The following is a 17,087-nucleotide window of genomic DNA, read 5'->3' as shown; positions in this document are numbered from 1 at the left end:
AAGGCTCGCACGGCGCACGAAACTACCCGCCCCGGCGCCAGCGCGGGCTGAGCAGCGCGCCGAGACCGCTGGCGAGAATGCCGGCCAGCAGCAGGTACCAGCTGCCCGGCAGCAGCATAGCGCCCGCCACCGCCAGCAGGGCGGCCAGCGCGGCCACCGCGCCGCTCACCCGGTCGCGCAGCAGCGGTACCAGCAGGCCAATAAATGTCAGCGGGAACACCAGATCCAGCCCGTAGGCCGCCGGGTCGGGGATCTGCGCGCCTAGCAGGATGCCGGCAAGCGTGCTCGACTGCCAGATCACATACAGGCTGATATTCGAGCCGAACTGGTAGGCCATGCTGCCGCCGCCTTCCAGAAAGCGGCGCATGCCAATGGCGTAGCTTTCGTCGGTGAGCTGAAACGCCAGCGCGGCCTTGGCCGCCGGCCGCGCGCCGCGCACATATGGCGCCAGCGAGGCCGCCAGCAGCGCGTGGCGCGCGTTGATGATCAGCGTGGTGACGACGATCGCCAGCGGCGCGGCCCCGGCCGCGAACAGGCCGGCGGCGGTAAACTGCGACGCGCCGGCAAACACGATCAGCGACATCGCCAGCGTCTGCGCGGGCGTGAGCCCGGCCGCCAGCGCGCTCACGGCATAGATCGCGCCAAAGGGCGCCGCCCCCAGCCACAGCGGCATGGTCGCAAGAAAGCCGGCGCGAAATGTGTCGGCGCGGCCGTGCGCCTCGGGCGGGTGCGGCTGAGCCTGGACTCCAAGCGGCTCGCTGGTCATGGGCGGTTCCTGTGCATACCGGGCGTACGCGCTCGCCTCGGCGCGGGGCTTTGGGTTCAGCAAAGTGGCCGCCCCACGCCCCTGGCGCGTAGTTCCGGTAGATATACGGCGCGGTGCTCGCGTCGTGGGCTGGCTCAGACTGCGGCAGCGCGATTTTCCGCGCCCCGCGCAGAAAACTCATACAATAGGGCGCTCTGCCGAAGGAAAAAACGCCGGCCGTGCAGCTTGTATAGATAAAAGAAACTCTGCGACGCACGGATACGTCCAGAGTGATAACGTACCGGATGAACAATTGTTCAGCGAGTATAGCACGTACAAGGTGGTTCATACAGTGACAATCGCCCGGTTCAAGGCGGGCCAATTTCATGCCAACTCCGGACGACTTACACTTTGGTGGGGGTTTGGGGGTGGCTTCGCCGCCCCCAAATTTCTTAGAGCCTGTTTGAAAAGAGGGTGCGCGAGGGGCTATGCCCCTCGCACTTCCCTTCTGGCGGGTGGCGGCCACGAATTTCAAACAACTTCTTATTGTGTTGCACTACGTGGCAAGCCACGTAGTGCAACACAATCGATACGTGATCAAGCGAAAGGCGTATAAGCAATCGGCCGGATTTGGTACCAAGCAACACGGGAGGGAGCACATGCCGATCGACACAGTCTTCTTCGACGTTGGCGAGACGCTGGTGGACGAGACGCGCCTGTGGGCCGGCTGGGCCGAATGGCTGAACGTGCCGCAGCTGACGCTTTTCGGCGTGCTGGGCGGGGTGATCGCGCGCGGCCAGCATCACCGCGCGGTGTTCGAGATTGTGCGGCCGGGCATCGACATAGCCGCCGAGGAGGCCGCGCGCGCCGCCGCCGGGCAGGCGCCGGTGTTCGATCGGCGCGATTTCTACCCCGACGCGCTGCCGTGCCTGGCTGCGCTGCGCCAGCGCGGCTACCGCATTGGGCTGGCCGGCAACAACCCGGCCAGCGCCGAGCGGGCGCTGCGCGCCATGAACCTGCCAGTTGATTGTATCGCGTCATCGGCCAGCTGGGGCGTCGAGAAGCCCGCGCCCGAGTTCTTCGCGCGCGTGGCTGGGCTGGCCGGCGTGCCGCCGCAGCGCATCGCCTACGTCGGCGACCGCGCCGACAACGACGTGGCTCCGGCGGCGGCGGCCGGGATGCTGGCGGTTTTTCTGCGGCGCGGGCCGTGGGCCATGCTCCAGGCCGGGCTGCCCGAGGCGGCGCGCGCGCACATCCGGCTCGAGACGCTGGCCGAGCTGCCGGGCGCGCTCGAACGGCTCACCGGCTGGTAGAGGAAATGGCCCGAGGCATCACATCACGCCACGCCTTCAGCCTGCGGCCACCGGCACCGCGCGCATGATCAGCAGGCCGTCGCGGCGCTCGACCAGCATGGCGAAGTCGAAGCGATCAAGCTCGCTGGCATACTCAAGGTCGATCGCCGGAAACTCGGGGCGCGCCGGGTCGGCGAAGATCAGGCCCGGCACCGAGTCGTGCACGCGCTGCAGGTATGGCGCCGGGTCGGGCCGCTCGCCGCGCAGCAGCGCGCCCTGGTAGTCGGCACAGGCGGCATCTTCGTCGCCGTCGCGATCGGGATAGATGCCAGTCACGACATACGTGACGCCGGCGGGGGCGTGCTGGCGCAGAAAGCGCACCGTGGCGTCGGCCACCACAAAGCTGCTGGCCAGCAGCAGGCTGGCCTGGCGGCTGCGCACCACGCCCTGCGTGCCAGCGCTGGTGCGCTGGATAAAGCGCGCGCCGGCAAAATCGCGCCCCAGCAGGTCGCCGGGCGAGTTGCTGAAATCAAAGCCCTCGACCGGCAGGCCGTCGACTTCGCCCATCACGAAGCTGCCGGGGAAGCGCTCGCGTAGCGCCAGCGCCTCGGCCACCGTGCCGACCAGTACGATCTCGCCGGCGCCGGCGGCGAAGGCGAACGCGGCGGTGGTGAACGCCCGCAGCACGTCGATCACCACCACAGCACCGGTGGCGTCGCCGCATGTTTCGTTGGTGGCGCGCGCAATCTGCACAGGATTCTCGCTTTCTACATTTGCTCAACGGGCAGCCAGCGGCACGAACACGCGCGGCGTGCCGGCGCACGGGCCGGCGAAGCGCGCGAACACGGGCCCGGTGTTGCCGTCGGCGTCGGCGCCACGCACGAACAGCATATGCCGCACGCCCGGCTGGGCGCACAGCTGCACCTGGGCCACAACCTGCTCGACCGGGGAGTCGAACGCGCCGTCGAGCGGCGCCATGGCTACCGGCGTGCCGCCGGCCCACGGCGGGGTATCGATATACAGCTCGGCGCTGGCGATCGGCCGGTCGCCGTTCAGCGTGTCGTCGATCGTCGCGCTGACGGTGGCGGGCCAGCCGATCTGTGGCCGCAGCTCGGCGCCATCCGGGCGCGCGTCGGGGCCGCGCGCCTCGCGGTAGGGCGCGCGCGCGATCCGGGTGGTGTAGATCATCATCGGGCGCAGAAACGGCCAGTAGTAGCCGTCCACCTCGGCGTAGGGCGGCATGAAGTCGCCGATCTCCCAGATCGATGCGGCCACGCCAAAGGTTCCGTAGGCCCAATCCGCCGCCGTTCCTGCGGTGATGCCATAGCACGGGCCGGTCTGGCACGCTGGCCAGCCGGGCGTCCACTGCGCGACGCGCCCCCACACTGCCGTGAGGTCGGCGAGGTTTGGCGATGGCGTGGACGTCCAGTCGTAGGGGATCAGCAGCCAGGATGTGCCGCTGTGCAGGCTGACGAAGATGCCCGTAGCGGTATCGGGCGCCGGGTCGGCGTCGCCCGGCCCACGCTGGTCGATCAGCAGCGAGCTTGCCAGCGCGGTGTAGCCCTGCACCTCGGGCTCGGAGGCGGCGCCGCGCGCCAGTGCACCGGGGTAGGTCTGGCCGCAGGGCGCGCTATCCCAGCCGCCGTTCGGGCTGCGCCAGTGGAAGCTGTGGTTGCGGTTGAGATCGACGCCCGACTGGGTGTACGCCGTGGGCGGCCAGGCGCACGCGCTCCACGGCGCGCTATCGGCGACGTTCAGGTTTTTGCGCTGCCAGTATGGCGCGTCGCCGCCCATCTCGGTCAGGCGGCGGCCGTCGGGGTTGCCGAGCGGGATCACCCAGATGTCGAGGTCGTCGGTCATCCAGGTGGCGTCGGCGTCGCTGCCGTAGTTGTCGAGCAGCCAGTGAATATAGCGCAGCGCGATCTCGGTGGTGTGCAGCTCGCGCGAGTGGTGCGCCGCAACCCAGAACGCCACCGGCTTCGGCCCGGCGATGCTGCGATTAGTGATATGGACGGCCAGCAGGTCGTCGCCGGCGAGCGACTGGCCTGAGGGCAGCGGGCAGCCGCCCTGCTGCTTACACCAGCTGTCGCCGGCGTCGACAAGCTCGGCGATGGCGGGGTGGCTGGCCACGGCGGCGCGCAGGTTGGCGTACAGCTCGTCGACGGTGAGGTAGCCGCCGTCGAAGGCCTGGGCCGCCGGGCGCGCTTCGTCATCGGTGCGCGCCTGGTCGATCTCGGCGCGCAGGCCGGCGGCGCGCAGCCTGCCAAGCGTGCTCGTGTCGCCGTAGGCCAGCAGGTAGCCGGCCGGCTGCACCGCGTGGTCGGGCGTGGCGAGCGTGGCCAGCAGCCGGTCGCGCTCGGCGGCGCCGTGGTAGTACACGCGCAGCACCAGCCGCTGGCCGCCGGCGCCGGCGGCCAGCGGCGGCCGGGCCAGCGGCGCGGCCAGCGCCAGCAGCAGCACCAGCAGCAAGCATGTGGCGAATCTAGGTAAGCGCATCGACGAAGTCTTTAGCCTCTTTGAGGCCCGCGCCGGTCAGGGCGCGGTAGCGCTTGATCGCCTCGAGCTTGTTGCCGGCCGCCGCGAGCGCGCGCACCTCGTCCATGCCGCCGCCTGCGGCCAGGCGCGCCGGCGCGTCGGCGGGGGCGGGCCGACCGGACGCCAGCGCATCGACATAATCTTTGGCATGCTTCAGGCCCGCGCCGGTCAGGGCGCGGTAGCGCTTGATCGCCTCGAGCTTGTTGCCGGCCGCCGCGAGCGCCACCACGGCCGCGCGCTCGTCGTCGGAAAGCGCGGGCGGTGCCGGCGGCATATCGAGCCGCAGCACGCCGGTGGAATCGCGCGAGCCGCGCCAGCCGCGCCGCAGCACGATCGCCACAAGCGCGAGCAGCAGCACGGCCGCGCCGAGCAGCAGCAGAGTGTTGGAGTCCATCTGCCCTCCGTCTCGCTTCACAGCTACGCCTATCGTACCACAGCCGCCTCAGCGCTGGAAGGGCTTCGTAATACCAACTCCGTTTGATTACTTGTGTTTTCTTGTGCGGCGCCCGGCAAAGCCGGGCCGCTAAGAAAAAAATTTCGGGGGCGGCGAAGCCGCCCCGGACCCCACCAAAGTGTCAGTAATCAAGCGGAATTTGGTATCGGGGGAAGCGGAAACATATCTGGCGTTGTGGTGCGGTCGCCGCGGCGACCGCACCAACGCCCCTTCCCGCGGGAGAGGAAGGAAAGGAGTGAGGGCTGACGTTGGCGTCGCCCTTCCGCAAGCTTTGAGGCTCAGCGGCGACGCCAGGTAAAAGATTGCGCGGCGCCGGGCTACCCCAGCGGGCGAATAGTCACCAGGTTGCTGTGGAAGGTGCTCTGGCCAGCAAGGTCGCCCAGCGCGTCGGAGGTCGTCCAGTTCACATTGCGCCGGCCGGGCGAGCGGCTGGCCCACTGCCCCTTCGGCGCCACCGCCACGCCCGGCGGCACGTCGTCGGTGAGCACCGCGCGCAGCTCGCAATCGCCGCGCTCGCTGGCGACGCACACCGTCGCGCCGTCGGCAATGCCGCGCGCGGCCGCGTCGGCCGGGTTGAGCTCGACGAACGGCACGCCCTCTTTGGCCATCAGGCTGGGCTGGTTGGCGAAGCTGCTCGAGACAAAGTGGTGCGAGGCGCCCGAGATCAGGATCAAAGCCGATTGCTCTTTTGAAGCTCTCTCGTCCTCGGGTTTTGATCGTTGGCCGTTCGCAAACTCGGCGGGCGGCGTGTACTCCGGCAGCGGGTCGAGCCCCTCGGCTGCCAGCGCATCGCAGCGCAGCTCGACCTTGCCGGAAGGCGTGGGGAAGCGCCCGTCGGCGAATGGCACTTCCTCGCCGGGGGCGAAGCTCAGCGGCACGGTGCCTTCGGCCTGCAGCCGCTCGAGGGTGATGCCGGACAGGAGCGGGTTGTGCGCGCGCGTCGCGTCGAGCACGCCGCGAATGGCGTCTTCGGCGCTCTCGTGCAGCCACGGCTCGCGGTAGCCCATGGCGGCGGCCAGCAGCCGCGCCACGTCCCAGTTGCTCTTCGCCTCGCCCAGCGGCGCGATCGCCGGCTGGTTGTACTGCAGATTGCGGTGGCCGTAGGCCTTGTGCAGGTCGGCGTGCTCGAGCTGGGTGGTGGCCGGCAGCACAATATCGGCATACTCGGCGGTGTCGGTCATGAACTGCTCGTGCACCACGGTGAACAGGTCGTCGCGCAGCAGCCCGCGCGCGATCAGGCCGGCGTTCGGCGCCGAGGCGACCGGGTTGGCCGCGAACACAAACAGCGACTGGATCGGCGGGCCGGAGGCCTCGCCGGCCAGCGCAGCGCCGAGCCGGTTCATATTGATCGAGCGCGGCGTGGGCGGGCACTCGCCGGCATGGCCCAGCGCCTCGGCGTCCCAGCGCACATAGCCGCTGGTGCTGTAGCTCAGGCCGCCGCCGCGCGCGCCCAGGTGGCCGGCCACCGCCGGCAGGCACGCAATCGCGCGGATCGTCTGGCCGCCGTTGCCGTGGCGCTGCACGCCGTCGGCGGTCTTCAGCAGCGCCGGGCGGGCGGTGGCATAGCGCCGCGCCAGCGCCACAATCGCCTCGGCGGGCACGCCGGTGATGTCTGCGACGCGCTCGGGCGGGTACTCGGCGGCGCGCTCGCGCAGCTCGCGCCAGCCCACGCTGTGGGCTTCGAGCCAGGCCTCGGCGTGGAGCTTCTCGGCGAAGATCACATGCAGCAGCCCGAGCGCCAGCGCGCCGTCGGTGGCGGGGCGCGGGCGAATGTGCTCGTCGGCGCTGCGCGCGGTGAGCGTGCGGCGCGGGTCGATCACCACCACGTGCGCGCCGCGCTTCTGGGCCTGGCGCAGCAGCGGCATGAAATGCGGGCCGGTGCTGGCGGGGTTGTGGCCCCAGATCAGCACAAGCTCGCTGTGCAGCACGTCGCGCGGGTCGGGCGCCCAGCGCGCGCCCAGCGTAGCCTCGACCGCGCGCTCGGCCGCCGCGCCGCAGATCGCGCGGTCGAGGCCGCTCGCACCCATGCGGTTCCACAGCCGCGCGTTCACGATCCCAAGCTGCAGCAGGCCGAGCGTGCCGCTGTACGAGTACGGCAGGATCGCGGCCGCGCCATGCTCGGCGATGATCGCCTTCCAGCGCGCGGCGATCTCGCCGATCGCCTCGTCCCAGCCGATCCGCTCCCAGCGGCCGGCGCCGCCGGGGCCTTTCGGGCCGACGCGCCGCAGCGGGAACAGCAGCCGGTCGGGCGCGTAGACGCGCTCGAGGTACGGGCGCACCTTGGCGCACAGCCAGCCCTGGGTGATCGGGTGGTCGCGCTCGGCGTAGAAGCGCACCGCCGTGCCATCACGCACCTCGGCGACGGTCGCGCAGGTATCGGGGCAGTCGTGCGGGCAGGCGCCGCGCACCAGCCGGGTATCATGGGAAGCAGCCATCACAGTCTCCGTGGTATGGTGCGGAAGTGGCCTGTAGCATACCACAGAATGCAACTGTGCAGGCGAGGGCTGCGGCTGCGCCGAGCGGGCCTACTCGGCGCGCCACGCGCGCGCGCGCCACTCCAGCGGCCGCCAGCGCCAGGCCGTAGCGCGCGCGCGCCACAGCTGTGCCGCCAGCAGCGCGACGACTGGCGCGTACACCAGCGCGTCGGACCAGCCGCTGGCGCCCCAGTGCAGGTACACCAGCGGGGCGGTGGCGCTGAACACGAACACCAGCCGGGCGGCATGGCGCCAGCTCAGCAGCGCGGCCAGCGCCAGCGGCCAGGTGACATACCACACCCTGAACACCGGCGCAACCAGCAGCAGAAACACCAGCAGCCAGCAGCTGCTCGCCACGTAGCGCTCGAGCGTAGGCCGCCGCGCGATCGCGAACAGCGCCACCAGCCAGCCCAGCCCGAACAGCAGCTTGCTGATCGTCCCCAGGCCGGCCTCGAGCGCCTGGCGCAGCGCCGGGTCGTGGGCGCTGCCCAGGCCCAGCCGGCCGGCGGCGTGGCGGCCAGCCGCAATCGCCAGCGCGCCGATCGTATTCTCGGCCCTCATCGCCGTCTGGGTGCTGATCGGCGCCGCGATGGCCTGAGCCACCTGGCCGTAGGGCAGGTGCAGCAGCAGCACCGTGGCGGCCACCAGCGCGGCGGCCTCGCCGGCCAGCCGCAGCCGCGCCGGCCACGTCGGCGCGCGGCATAGCAGCATGAAGCCATACAGCGGCAGCAGCGCCAGCGCGATCCACTTCACCATGCCGGCGCACACCAGCGCCACCAGCGCCCAGCGCCAGCGCCCGCGCCACGCCAGCAGCACCGACAGCAGCACAAAGCTGAGCATCAGGATGTCGTTGTGCGCGCTGCCGACAAACTCGATCAGCGCCACCGGGTTCCAGGCGTACAGCAGCGTGCCCCAGGTTTGCTGCGCCGGCTGCCACTCGCCAAGCAGGCGCCAGATCAGCCAGGCATTCGCCAGGTGCAGCCCAAGCATCAGCAGCTTGTAGCCCAGCATGTACTGCCACAGCGCGCCGCCGGCGGCCTCGGCCAGCAGCGTGATCGCCTGCGACACCAGCGTCCACGCCGGGCCGTACACCGAGGGCGTGTCTCTCCACGACACCAGATACTGGAAGAATGGGTCGCCCGGGTAGGCGCTGGGCGGCGTCAGCTCGGGGTTGGCGCCGTGGATGGCCGCGATGCGCCCGTACACAATGTAGGAGTACACATCGCGCGAGAAAATGTAGGGCAGCAGCAGCAGCGGCAGGCTGCACAGCAGCACAACCGCGCCGATCACCCACGCGTCGGCGGGGCGCGGCGGGCGGCGGCGCGCCGCCTCGATCGCGCGCCACGCGACGGCGAACAGAAATGCCAGCACCAGCAGCAGCTCGGCGCGGTACAGCCACATTGGCGCAACGCCCAGCCACTGGTTGATCAGCAGAACGGGGTTGAGCCGGCTGGCCAGCTCCAGGTAGCCGGCCGGGTCCAGCGCCAGCAGGCCGGGCACCTTCTGCGGGGTTGGCGCGTGGCGCAGCGCGAACAGCGCCAGAAAGCCGGCAAACAGCAGCAGGCCGTAGCGCAGGAGGTTCGGCTGTCGGGCCGGCATGGCTCCTCGATCGTGCGCTTTCAGCGCAGGGATGCGGGAAGTGACCCGGGGCGCGCGTGTGTCGTGGGTAGGCACTACGTGCTGCCTTGGGCCCGGCCGCGCCGCCCCAGCTGCACCGCCAGCACCGCGCCGGCCAGCGCGGCCACAAACGCCAGGTACATCACAAAGCGCGGCAGCGCGAACAGATCGGGCAAGGCAAACGCCCCGTTCGAGGCCGAGTCCCACACGTTCATCAGGAACGCGCCGCACGAGAGCACGACGGTGGCGAGCGCCAGGCGCCACTCGGCCGCTACCGCCACCAGCGCGATCAGCGTCAGCAAGTACCACGAGAAGCCCAGCCGCGTCAGGAACAGTGAGAACAGCAGCGCGAGCAGCGCCCAGCGCCGGGCTAGCTCGTGCGGTCCGGCGTCGCGCCGGTAGCCCAGCCACACCATTGCCACGCCAAATCCGGCCTGGGTGAGCAGCCGCAGCACGGCGGGGTTGCTCGATCCGCCGCTGCTGAGCAGCCGCAGCTGGCCGCCGAGCATGCCCGGGCCGGCCCAGAACGGCGCGTACAGCGCCAGCGTCAGGCCGGCCAGCAGCGCCACGCCCAGCGCCAGCTCGCGCCAGCGCCGCATACGCAGATCGCGCAGCAGGTACACCACCACCAGCGGCAGCGTAATCAGCTTCACCCAGGCCGAGACGCCCAGCGCCAGCAGGCCCAGCCGGCGCCGGCCATACGCCAGCCCCAGCAGCCCCAGCAGCAGAAACAGCACCATGATCGTGTCGACCTTGCTCTGGCCGTACGAGATCACGATCGGGTTCCAGCCGTATAGCACCACCCCGGCGTGCAGGCGGCGCGGCTGGAGCTTGCGCAGGATCAGCGCCACCAGCCCGATGTTCGCGCCGTTCGCCAGCAGAAACGCCGAGCGGTACAGCAGCAGGTTCGTGGTCGGCGCGTCGCCGCCGAGCCGCGCCAGCCCGATGTTCAGCAGCGCCCACGCCGGGAACTTGTTGTCGCCGGCGAAGCCGGTGTACTGCGGGCTTGCGAACTGGTAGATCGGGTCGGCCGGGAAGTTGTTCGGCGGCACGGTGTACGGGTTGTCGCCATACACCGCGGCGACCCGGCCCGATAAAATGTAGTTGTAGATATCGCGGTCGATATTCGGCAGCGCGCAGGCGGCCACCAGGCACAGCAGCAGCGCGCCGCCGATCGCTATGGCCAGGCTCAGCCGCCCGCCGCGGCCCTGCCAGCACAGCAGCACCGCCAGGCCATACAGCGCGAAGCGCGCGGCGCTGACGGCCAGCAGCGCCGCCGCCAGGCTGCCGCTGCTGCGCGGCACCGGCAGCCCCAGCGCCAGCACAAACGCCCACAGCTGCTGCCTGGGCATCAGCGCCGCGCTGGGGTCGGCCATGCGCCCAGGCGACTGCGGCAGAATAAAAGCGAAGAACAGGCTAGTGGCCAGCAGCGCCAGCGCCAGCAGCGCCAGCGCCAGCCCAAGCTGGCGCCCACGCAGGCGCATCACCCCTACGTCCATCAATGCCATCATTGCCACCACTCCCTAATCCTCGTACTGCCGCGCCAGCTCAAGCGCCTTGTAGGGGTTCGGCGAAAGGCGCAGCTTCAGCACCATCAGCGCGGCCTCGCGCACGATGCCCCCCGACATCTTCGACTCGCCCGCCACCCGGTCGGGGAACACGATCGGGATCTCGTGCAGCCGGAAGCCGGCCTGGTGGCAGCGGAAGTTCAGCTCGACCTGAAATGCGTAGCCGTTCGAGCCCACCGTCGCCAGATCGAGCTGGCGCAGCACGCTGGCGCGAAAGCACTTGAACCCGCCGGTCATGTCGCGCACCGGCACGCCCAGCACGCTGCGCGCGTACAGGCTGCCGCCTTTGCTGATCAGCTTGCGCACAAACGACCAGTTTTCTACGCGCCCGCCCGGCACGTTGCGCGACCCGAGCGCCACGTCGGCCGCGCGCTCGGCCACGGCCAGCAGCACCGGCAGGTAGCGCGGCTGGTGCGAGAAATCGGCGTCCATCTCGCACAGAAAGCGGTAGCCCTGGCGCAGGCCCTCGCGAAAGCCGGCGACATACGCGCTGCCCAGGCCAAGCTTGCCGCTGCGCCGCAGCAGCTGCACGCGCGGGTTGGTGGCGGCCACAGCGGCCACCAGGTCGCCGGTGCCGTCGGGCGAGCCGTCGTCCACCACCAGTACGTCGAAGTCTGGCCCCTGGGCCAGGATCTGGGCGATCAGCGCGCCGATGTTCGCGGCCTCGTTGTACGTCGGCACTACCACCAGGCAGTAGCGCGGCGTCGCGCCTTCCGGCGCCACCGCGCCGCCGGCTCGCGCGTCATTCGCATCACGATGCGACATAGTAGTAACTCCTTCTCTTCTCTCTCTCTGTGCTGGCCATGCGCCACAAACACGGCGCGAGCGTCGCGCGGTGGGCGGTTGGGGAACGAGACAGGCAGCTGATGGAAATAAGGTGGGGCGTCTGCCGTGAGGCGGCATTGGTAGCTACGCGTATCGGCCGAGGATAGCGTGGAGCCTGGTCAGCATTGGTTTGCGCCATTATTAAGGAAACATGTCACGGTTGGATGAAGCTCTGTTGGCGCGCTAGATGAAAAAAAGTGCAGAAAGATGTCATCATTCGCCTTTCTCGCTCTGCTACGCGCCAAAGCCGGCGCCTATAGCCGGAAATATCGCGCTGGGCAAGGTAAGCCCGTTTCATGGCACACCAAATGCTGCCACTCGCATCACTCACCCTCCGTCACGCGCCGCAGCCGCGCGACTCTCCTGATCTAGTGGAACAACATTATGTACGTTCTTGCCATCGACGACGACCCCGACACGCTCAAGCTGCTCGCGTTTGTGCTGCACGACGCTGGCTACCAGTTCACCAGCGCCAGCGACTGGGCCAGCTGCATCGGCGCGATCGAGCAGGTGCGGCCTGGCCTTGTGCTGCTCGAAGCCCAGCTGCACAGCGGCAGCGGCTTCGAGCTGTGCCGGCGGCTGCGCGGCCTCTCCGACGTGCCGCTGATCTTCCTGGCGCAGCGGGCCGAGGTCGAAGAGCGCGTGCTTGGGCTCTCGCTCGGCGCCGACGACTACGTCGCCAAGCCGTTCGAGGCCGCCGAGCTGCTGGCGCGCATCGCCGCAGTGCTGCGCCGGTCGGGCCACATCCCGGCCGCCTCCGCTGGCCGGTTCGGCTACGGCGGTTTTCTGCTCGACCAGTTCGGCCAGCGCGTGCTGCTCGGCACGCGCGCGATCGAGCTGACGCCCACCGAGTTCCGGCTGCTCGAATACCTGGTGATCAACGCCGGCCACGTGCTCAGCCCGCGCCAGATCCTCGATCAGGTGTGGGATCGCGGCGACTCGAACGACTTCTCGGTGATCTCGACCTACATCCTGCGCCTGCGCAACAAGATCGAGGCCGACCCGGCCGCGCCGCGCCATATCATCACGGTGTGGAACATGGGCTATAAGTTCGAGGCCGCCCCTCCCCGCGCAGCGCTGCGCGAGATCGAGGTCGGCGGCTAGCCCTGCGCCGCGCCGCATCACAGCACCGAGATCGTAAGGGTTGTCTCGCCGGCCGAGGTTTGGCTGGCGACCGGCAGCCCCAGCCGCCGCGCCGCGCGCTGGATGGGCCGGTTCTCGGCCAGGGTGTTCAGCTGCAGGCGCGCAATGCCGCAGGCCATGGCCGACTGCGCCAGCAGATCGAGCAGCGTCGTCCCCAGCCCCTCGCCCTGGTAGGCGTCGTGGATCAGCAGCGCCACCTCGGCCGAGCTGCTGTCGCCGGCATCGCGCACCAGCTGGGCCAGCCCAACCGCGCGCGCGCCCGCGAGGGCGATCAGCGTGATCTGGTGCGGGCCGGGCGCGGCCAGCCGCGCCATCTCTTCCCGCTCGGCGCGCTCGCTCAGGGCTGCTGCGGGGCGCATGAAGCGCAGGTAGTGTGTGCGCGGCGAAAGGCCGCGAAACATATCGAGCAGCAGCTCGGCGTCGGAATGCTGAATATGCCGGATCGTCACGGCGCGGGCCGCGCTGGTGCGGGCGTGCACGCGCGCGCGCGACTGAGCAGCTGTTTTCTTCATCGCCCACCATCCCCCACTTATACCAAAGCAATCTAGATCGGCCATTCTGGACGGAAGGCTGTGCTATTCGTCCTTCGTATTCTGCCTTCCGTTCCTGCTGCGTGTCGCGTGTTCAAGTCGTTTTGGTAGTACACATAGGGCTTGCGCGCTGGCGCTCGGCCGCAGGCTGCACCCTCGCCACAGTGAGATGCCAAGCAGCGCGGCTGCGTAAGCCCTAGCAAATACCAATCTACCATCGCGGCCAGGCGGCGCCTGGCGCTTCGTGGCCCATACCAGCACAATCAGTGCCGCTAGCGTGCCGTTTTTCACAAGGCTGGAACTGATTTGTAACTCGGCCATGGAAACTGTTCATATCCTCATTTGGCGGCGCGCAGCGCCAGCACCATTCCAGCAAACCGGGAACTTACCGCCAGGGTCGGCAATCGAGTAGGGCGTCTCAGTGCTTCCGCTGCTATTGTGGAGGCGATCGGAACAATGGCGTTTACGGTCGGTCGGGCGGCGCATGCAGCGCCGGCTGCCACTCACGAGGTGTTATGGACATCATTCTGCTCGGCCCGCCCGGAGCGGGCAAAGGCACCCAGGCGCTCGCGATTGAGCAGCAGGCCGGCCTGGTGCACATCTCAAGCGGCGATCTGTTTCGCGCCGCGATCAAGCAGGGCACGCCGCTTGGCCAGCAGGCCCAGGCGTATATGAACCGCGGCGCGCTGGTGCCCGACAGCCTGGTGATCGACATGGTGATCGAGCGGGTGCTCCAGCCTGACTGCGCCGACGGCGTGCTGTTCGACGGCTTCCCGCGCACCGAGGCGCAGGCAGCTGCGCTCGACGCGGCGCTGGCCGAGCACGGCCGCCAGGTCGATATGGCGCTGTTCCTCGACGTGCCCGGAAATGTGCTGCTGAAGCGCATGGCCGGCCGGCAGGTGTGCGGGCTGTGCGGCGCGATGCACAACATCTACTTCTTCCCATCCAAGCGCGCGGGCATCTGCGATACCTGCGGCTCGCGGCTTATTCAGCGCAGCGACGACAACATCGACACCGCGCGCAACCGCCTGGATGTCTACTTCGCGCAGACACTGCCGCTGATCAGCTACTACCGCAGCCAGAGCAAGCTGCACGAGATCGACGGCTTGCAGCCGATCGAGCAGGTGACCGAAGCAATGCTTGTGGCATTGGGCGTGCTGAACGTGCTCGAGCACGCAGCCTAGCGTCATCGTCGGGGGTTGCGGGTTGCCCGCCTCCAAGCGCCCGTAGCGCCCCGCGTTGATATATCAGCCGGGTAGGCATTCGTGCCTACCCGGCTGTTCATTGGGCTTTGGGGCGGCGAAGCCTCCATTCTTTTCTTGTGCGGCGCCCGGCAAAGCCGGGCGCTGCAAGAAAACACAAGTAATCAAACAGAGTTGGTTAATACTCCCCTCTCCCCGCGCGGGAGAGGCGGGAAAGGGGGGTGAGGGCCGACATTGCACGAGCCCGGCCGTCACCACGCCACGCACGGCTATTGACACGCCCGGTTCAAGGCTTTATACTTTTTGTATTCATTCCAGCATAAACCTGAAGCCATGAACATCGCGACCGAGGCGACAGCGGCCGAGCCGTCGATCGGCGACGCCCTGTGGCAGACCATGGTGCACTTCGCCGGCGAGTCGCCCATGCTGGTCGACACGGTGTACTGCGCCCTGTGGAAGCAAATCGTCGCCGGCGAGCGCCAGCCCGGCGAAAACCTGTCGGACTCCGAGCTGGCCGCCGAGCTGGGCGTCAGCCGCACGCCGGTGCGCCAGGCGCTGCACCAGCTCCAGCGGCTCGGCCTAGTGCAGACGGGGCCGCGCCGCGGGTTTCACGTCACAATCTTTCGCGCCGACGACATTCGCGAGCTGTACGACCTGCGCACGGTGCTTGAGGTCGCGGCGGTGCGCGCGGCCACACCGCGCGTCGAGCTGGCGCGCATGCAGGCCGCGCTGGCCCAGATCGGCGCGCTGCGCGCGGGCATTGCCGCCGACGCGGCGATCAGCGCGCGGCTGATGCGCGGCGAGATCGACTTTCACCACGATATGATCGCCGCGAATGCCGGCAACCGCCGCCTGGCCGAAGCGATCGCGCAGCAGCGCGCCCAGATCGGCATCTTCCTGATCGGCGGCCTGCGCGACCTCTCGTTGATGCGCTGGGCGCTCGACGAGCACGAGCAGATCGTGCGGGCTATGATCGAGCGCGACGCCGAGCACGCCGCAGCGGCGATGCACGGGCATATTCAGGCGATGAAAGAGCGCGTGCTGGTGCGCTTCGCAGCGCCGCGCAGCCGCTAGCGCGCGGCCGGGCACTTTGTTTCACAGCGAGGGTATATGTTCAGGCTCGACGGCAAAAACGCGCTTGTCACCGGCGCAGGCTCGGGCATTGGCCGGGCGATTGCGCTGCTGTTCGCCGGCCAGGGCGCCCGCGTGATCGTCGCCGACCGCGACGCGGCCGGCGCGGCGGCGGTGGTGGCCGAGGTCGGCGCCGCCGGCGGCGCGGCCGAAGCGCTGCAGCTCGACGTATCCGACGAGGCCGAGGTGCGCCAGGCGTTCGCCGAGGTAGCGCAGCGCGGCCGGCTCGACATCCTGGTGAACAACGCCGGCATCAGCCATGTCGGCAATATTCTCGAGACCAGCGCCGACGACTGGGATCGCGTGATGGCGGTGAATGCGCGCGGCGTGTTTCTGTGCGCGCGCGAGGGCCTGCGCCACATGCTGGCCCAGCAGCCAAGCGGCGGCAGTATCATCAATATCGCCTCGGTGGCCGGCATGATCGCCGTCGACCGGCGCTTCCCGTACAGCGCCAGCAAGGGCGCGGTGATCAGCATCACCCGCTCGATCGCGATCGATTTCGCTACCAGCGGCGTGCGTGTCAACGCGATCTGCCCCGGCACCGTGCACACGCCATTCGTCGAGGGCTACCTGGCGCGCAATTTCCCCGACACCGCCGACGCGGTGCGCGAGCAGCTGCACGCCCGCCAGCCAATCGGCCGCATGGGCCGGCCCGACGAGATCGCCTCGGCCGCGCTGTACCTCGCCGCCGACGAGGCCGCATTTGTGACGGGCGCGTGCCTGGTGATCGACGGCGGCTGGACTGCCAAGTAGCGGCCCATCCACCTGCATGGGCGGGAATTCCTCCCTCTCCCGCGCACGGAAGCGCCGGGCAGGGCGAGGAAATGCAGAACAAGAAAGAAGAGCGATGCGCGTAGCGCTGTTCATCACCTGCTTCAACGATACGATCTTCCCGCAGACCGGCCAGGCCATGGTGCGGCTGCTCGAGCGGCTCGGCCACGAGGTCGTGTTCCCCGAGGGCCAGACGTGCTGCGGCCAGATGCACTTCAACACCGGCTACCAGCGCGAGGCGGTGCCGCTGGCGCGCCACTTCGCCGAGGTCTTCGGCCGCTACGAGACGATCGTGGCGCCGTCGGCCTCGTGCGTCGGCATGGTGCGCGAGTTCTACGGGCGCGTCGCCGATGTGTCGGGCGACCGCTGGCTGGCCAACGAGGTGGCCGCGCTGATCCCGCGCGTGTTCGAGCTGAGCGAGTTCCTGGTGCACAAGCTCGGCGTCGAAGACGTGGGCGCCTACTACCCGCACCGCGTTACATACCACCCAACCTGCCACTCGCTACGCGTCCTGCACCTGGGCGACGCGCCGCTGCGGCTGCTGCGCAAGGTGCGCGGCATCGACCTGGTGGAGCTGCCCAACGCCGAGCAGTGCTGCGGCTTTGGCGGCACCTTCGCGATCAAAAACGCCGACACGTCGATGGCCATGCTCGGCGACAAGCTGCGCTGCGTGCTCGACACGCGCGCCGAGATATGCGCCGCCGCCGATAACTCGTGCCTCATGCACATCGGCGGGGCGCTGCACCGCCAGCGTGCCGGAGTGCGCGCCGTGCATCTCGCCGAGATCCTCGCCGCGACCG

General features: G+C 69.3%; 15 protein-coding genes. 6 read left to right on the top strand and 9 right to left on the bottom strand.

The annotated features are described in order from the left end of the window. Positions 1-22: 22 nt before the first annotated feature. A complete protein-coding gene (locus tag U0177_RS22690; protein ID WP_409572955.1) occupies positions 23-766 on the bottom strand; it encodes an AzlC family ABC transporter permease in 744 nt (247 codons plus the stop codon). Positions 767-1,404: 638 nt separating this feature from the next. On the opposite strand from U0177_RS22690, the gene U0177_RS22685 reads away from it, so the two are divergent. Then, positions 1,405-2,058 (top strand): HAD family hydrolase, encoded by a 654-nt coding sequence (locus U0177_RS22685; RefSeq protein ID WP_409572954.1) that lies wholly within the window; start codon positions 1,405-1,407, stop codon positions 2,056-2,058. 36 nt (positions 2,059-2,094) lie between these two features. On the opposite strand, the gene U0177_RS22680 is transcribed toward U0177_RS22685, so the two are convergent. The 7 genes from U0177_RS22680 to U0177_RS22650 all read right to left on the bottom strand — a co-directional run bounded on the left by U0177_RS22680 (position 2,095) and on the right by U0177_RS22650 (position 11,450). Beyond that, positions 2,095-2,790, bottom strand: coding sequence for a 2-phosphosulfolactate phosphatase (locus tag U0177_RS22680; protein ID WP_409572953.1), 696 nt, complete (start codon positions 2,788-2,790; stop codon positions 2,095-2,097). A gap of 24 nt (positions 2,791-2,814) precedes the next feature. Further along, positions 2,815-4,533, bottom strand: coding sequence for a M14 family zinc carboxypeptidase (locus tag U0177_RS22675; RefSeq protein WP_409572952.1), 1,719 nt, complete (start codon positions 4,531-4,533; stop codon positions 2,815-2,817). Beyond that, positions 4,520-4,966 carry a ribosomal protein L7/L12 gene (locus tag U0177_RS22670; protein WP_409572951.1) on the bottom strand — a complete coding sequence of 149 codons (447 nt, stop codon included), beginning with the start codon at positions 4,964-4,966 and terminating at the stop codon, positions 4,520-4,522. Before U0177_RS22670 ends, U0177_RS22675 begins: the two co-directional genes overlap by 14 nt. Before the next feature lie 377 nt (positions 4,967-5,343). Further along, positions 5,344-7,461: a molybdopterin-dependent oxidoreductase gene (locus tag U0177_RS22665; protein ID WP_409572950.1), complete on the bottom strand. Its 2,118-nt coding sequence runs from the start codon at positions 7,459-7,461 to the stop codon at positions 5,344-5,346. Positions 7,462-7,551: 90 nt separating this feature from the next. Next, entirely contained in the window at positions 7,552-9,099 is a 1,548-nt protein-coding gene (locus U0177_RS22660; protein WP_409572949.1) for a hypothetical protein, read from the bottom strand. A 74-nt stretch (positions 9,100-9,173) separates the two neighbouring features. Further along, positions 9,174-10,628, bottom strand: a complete 1,455-nt coding sequence (locus tag U0177_RS22655; RefSeq protein WP_409572948.1) for a hypothetical protein — start codon at positions 10,626-10,628, stop codon at positions 9,174-9,176. Between the two features lie 12 nt (positions 10,629-10,640). Further along, the gene (locus U0177_RS22650) at positions 10,641-11,450 is read right to left on the bottom strand and encodes a polyprenol monophosphomannose synthase (protein WP_409572947.1); all 810 of its coding nucleotides are present in this window, start codon (positions 11,448-11,450) and stop codon (positions 10,641-10,643) included. A gap of 444 nt (positions 11,451-11,894) precedes the next feature. Between U0177_RS22650 and U0177_RS22645 the strand changes: the two genes are divergently transcribed. Further along, positions 11,895-12,614 carry a response regulator transcription factor gene (locus tag U0177_RS22645; RefSeq protein ID WP_409572946.1) on the top strand — a complete coding sequence of 240 codons (720 nt, stop codon included), beginning with the start codon at positions 11,895-11,897 and terminating at the stop codon, positions 12,612-12,614. Between the two features lie 17 nt (positions 12,615-12,631). Here U0177_RS22645 and U0177_RS22640 read toward each other — a convergent pair whose 3' ends face one another. Then, on the bottom strand, positions 12,632-13,165 hold the full coding sequence (locus tag U0177_RS22640) for a GNAT family N-acetyltransferase (RefSeq protein WP_409572945.1): 534 nt from the start codon (positions 13,163-13,165) through the stop codon (positions 12,632-12,634). A gap of 533 nt (positions 13,166-13,698) precedes the next feature. On the opposite strand from U0177_RS22640, the gene U0177_RS22635 reads away from it, so the two are divergent. The 4 genes from U0177_RS22635 to U0177_RS22620 form a co-directional block, all read left to right on the top strand. Beyond that, a complete protein-coding gene (locus U0177_RS22635) occupies positions 13,699-14,367 on the top strand; it encodes an adenylate kinase (protein WP_409572944.1) in 669 nt (222 codons plus the stop codon). A 351-nt stretch (positions 14,368-14,718) separates the two neighbouring features. Further along, positions 14,719-15,459, top strand: a complete 741-nt coding sequence (locus tag U0177_RS22630) for a GntR family transcriptional regulator (RefSeq protein ID WP_409572943.1) — start codon at positions 14,719-14,721, stop codon at positions 15,457-15,459. Positions 15,460-15,495: 36 nt separating this feature from the next. Then, positions 15,496-16,269 carry an SDR family NAD(P)-dependent oxidoreductase gene (locus U0177_RS22625; protein ID WP_409572942.1) on the top strand — a complete coding sequence of 258 codons (774 nt, stop codon included), beginning with the start codon at positions 15,496-15,498 and terminating at the stop codon, positions 16,267-16,269. A 94-nt stretch (positions 16,270-16,363) separates the two neighbouring features. Further along, a partial coding sequence (locus U0177_RS22620; protein WP_409572941.1) for a (Fe-S)-binding protein occupies positions 16,364-17,087 on the top strand: 724 nt, incomplete at its 3' end.

Origin of the sequence: Kouleothrix sp. (assembly GCF_046328425.1) — a bacterium.
GTDB lineage: Bacteria > Chloroflexota > Chloroflexia > Chloroflexales > Roseiflexaceae > Kouleothrix.
This window is presented reverse-complemented; position numbering and strand designations above follow the sequence as displayed.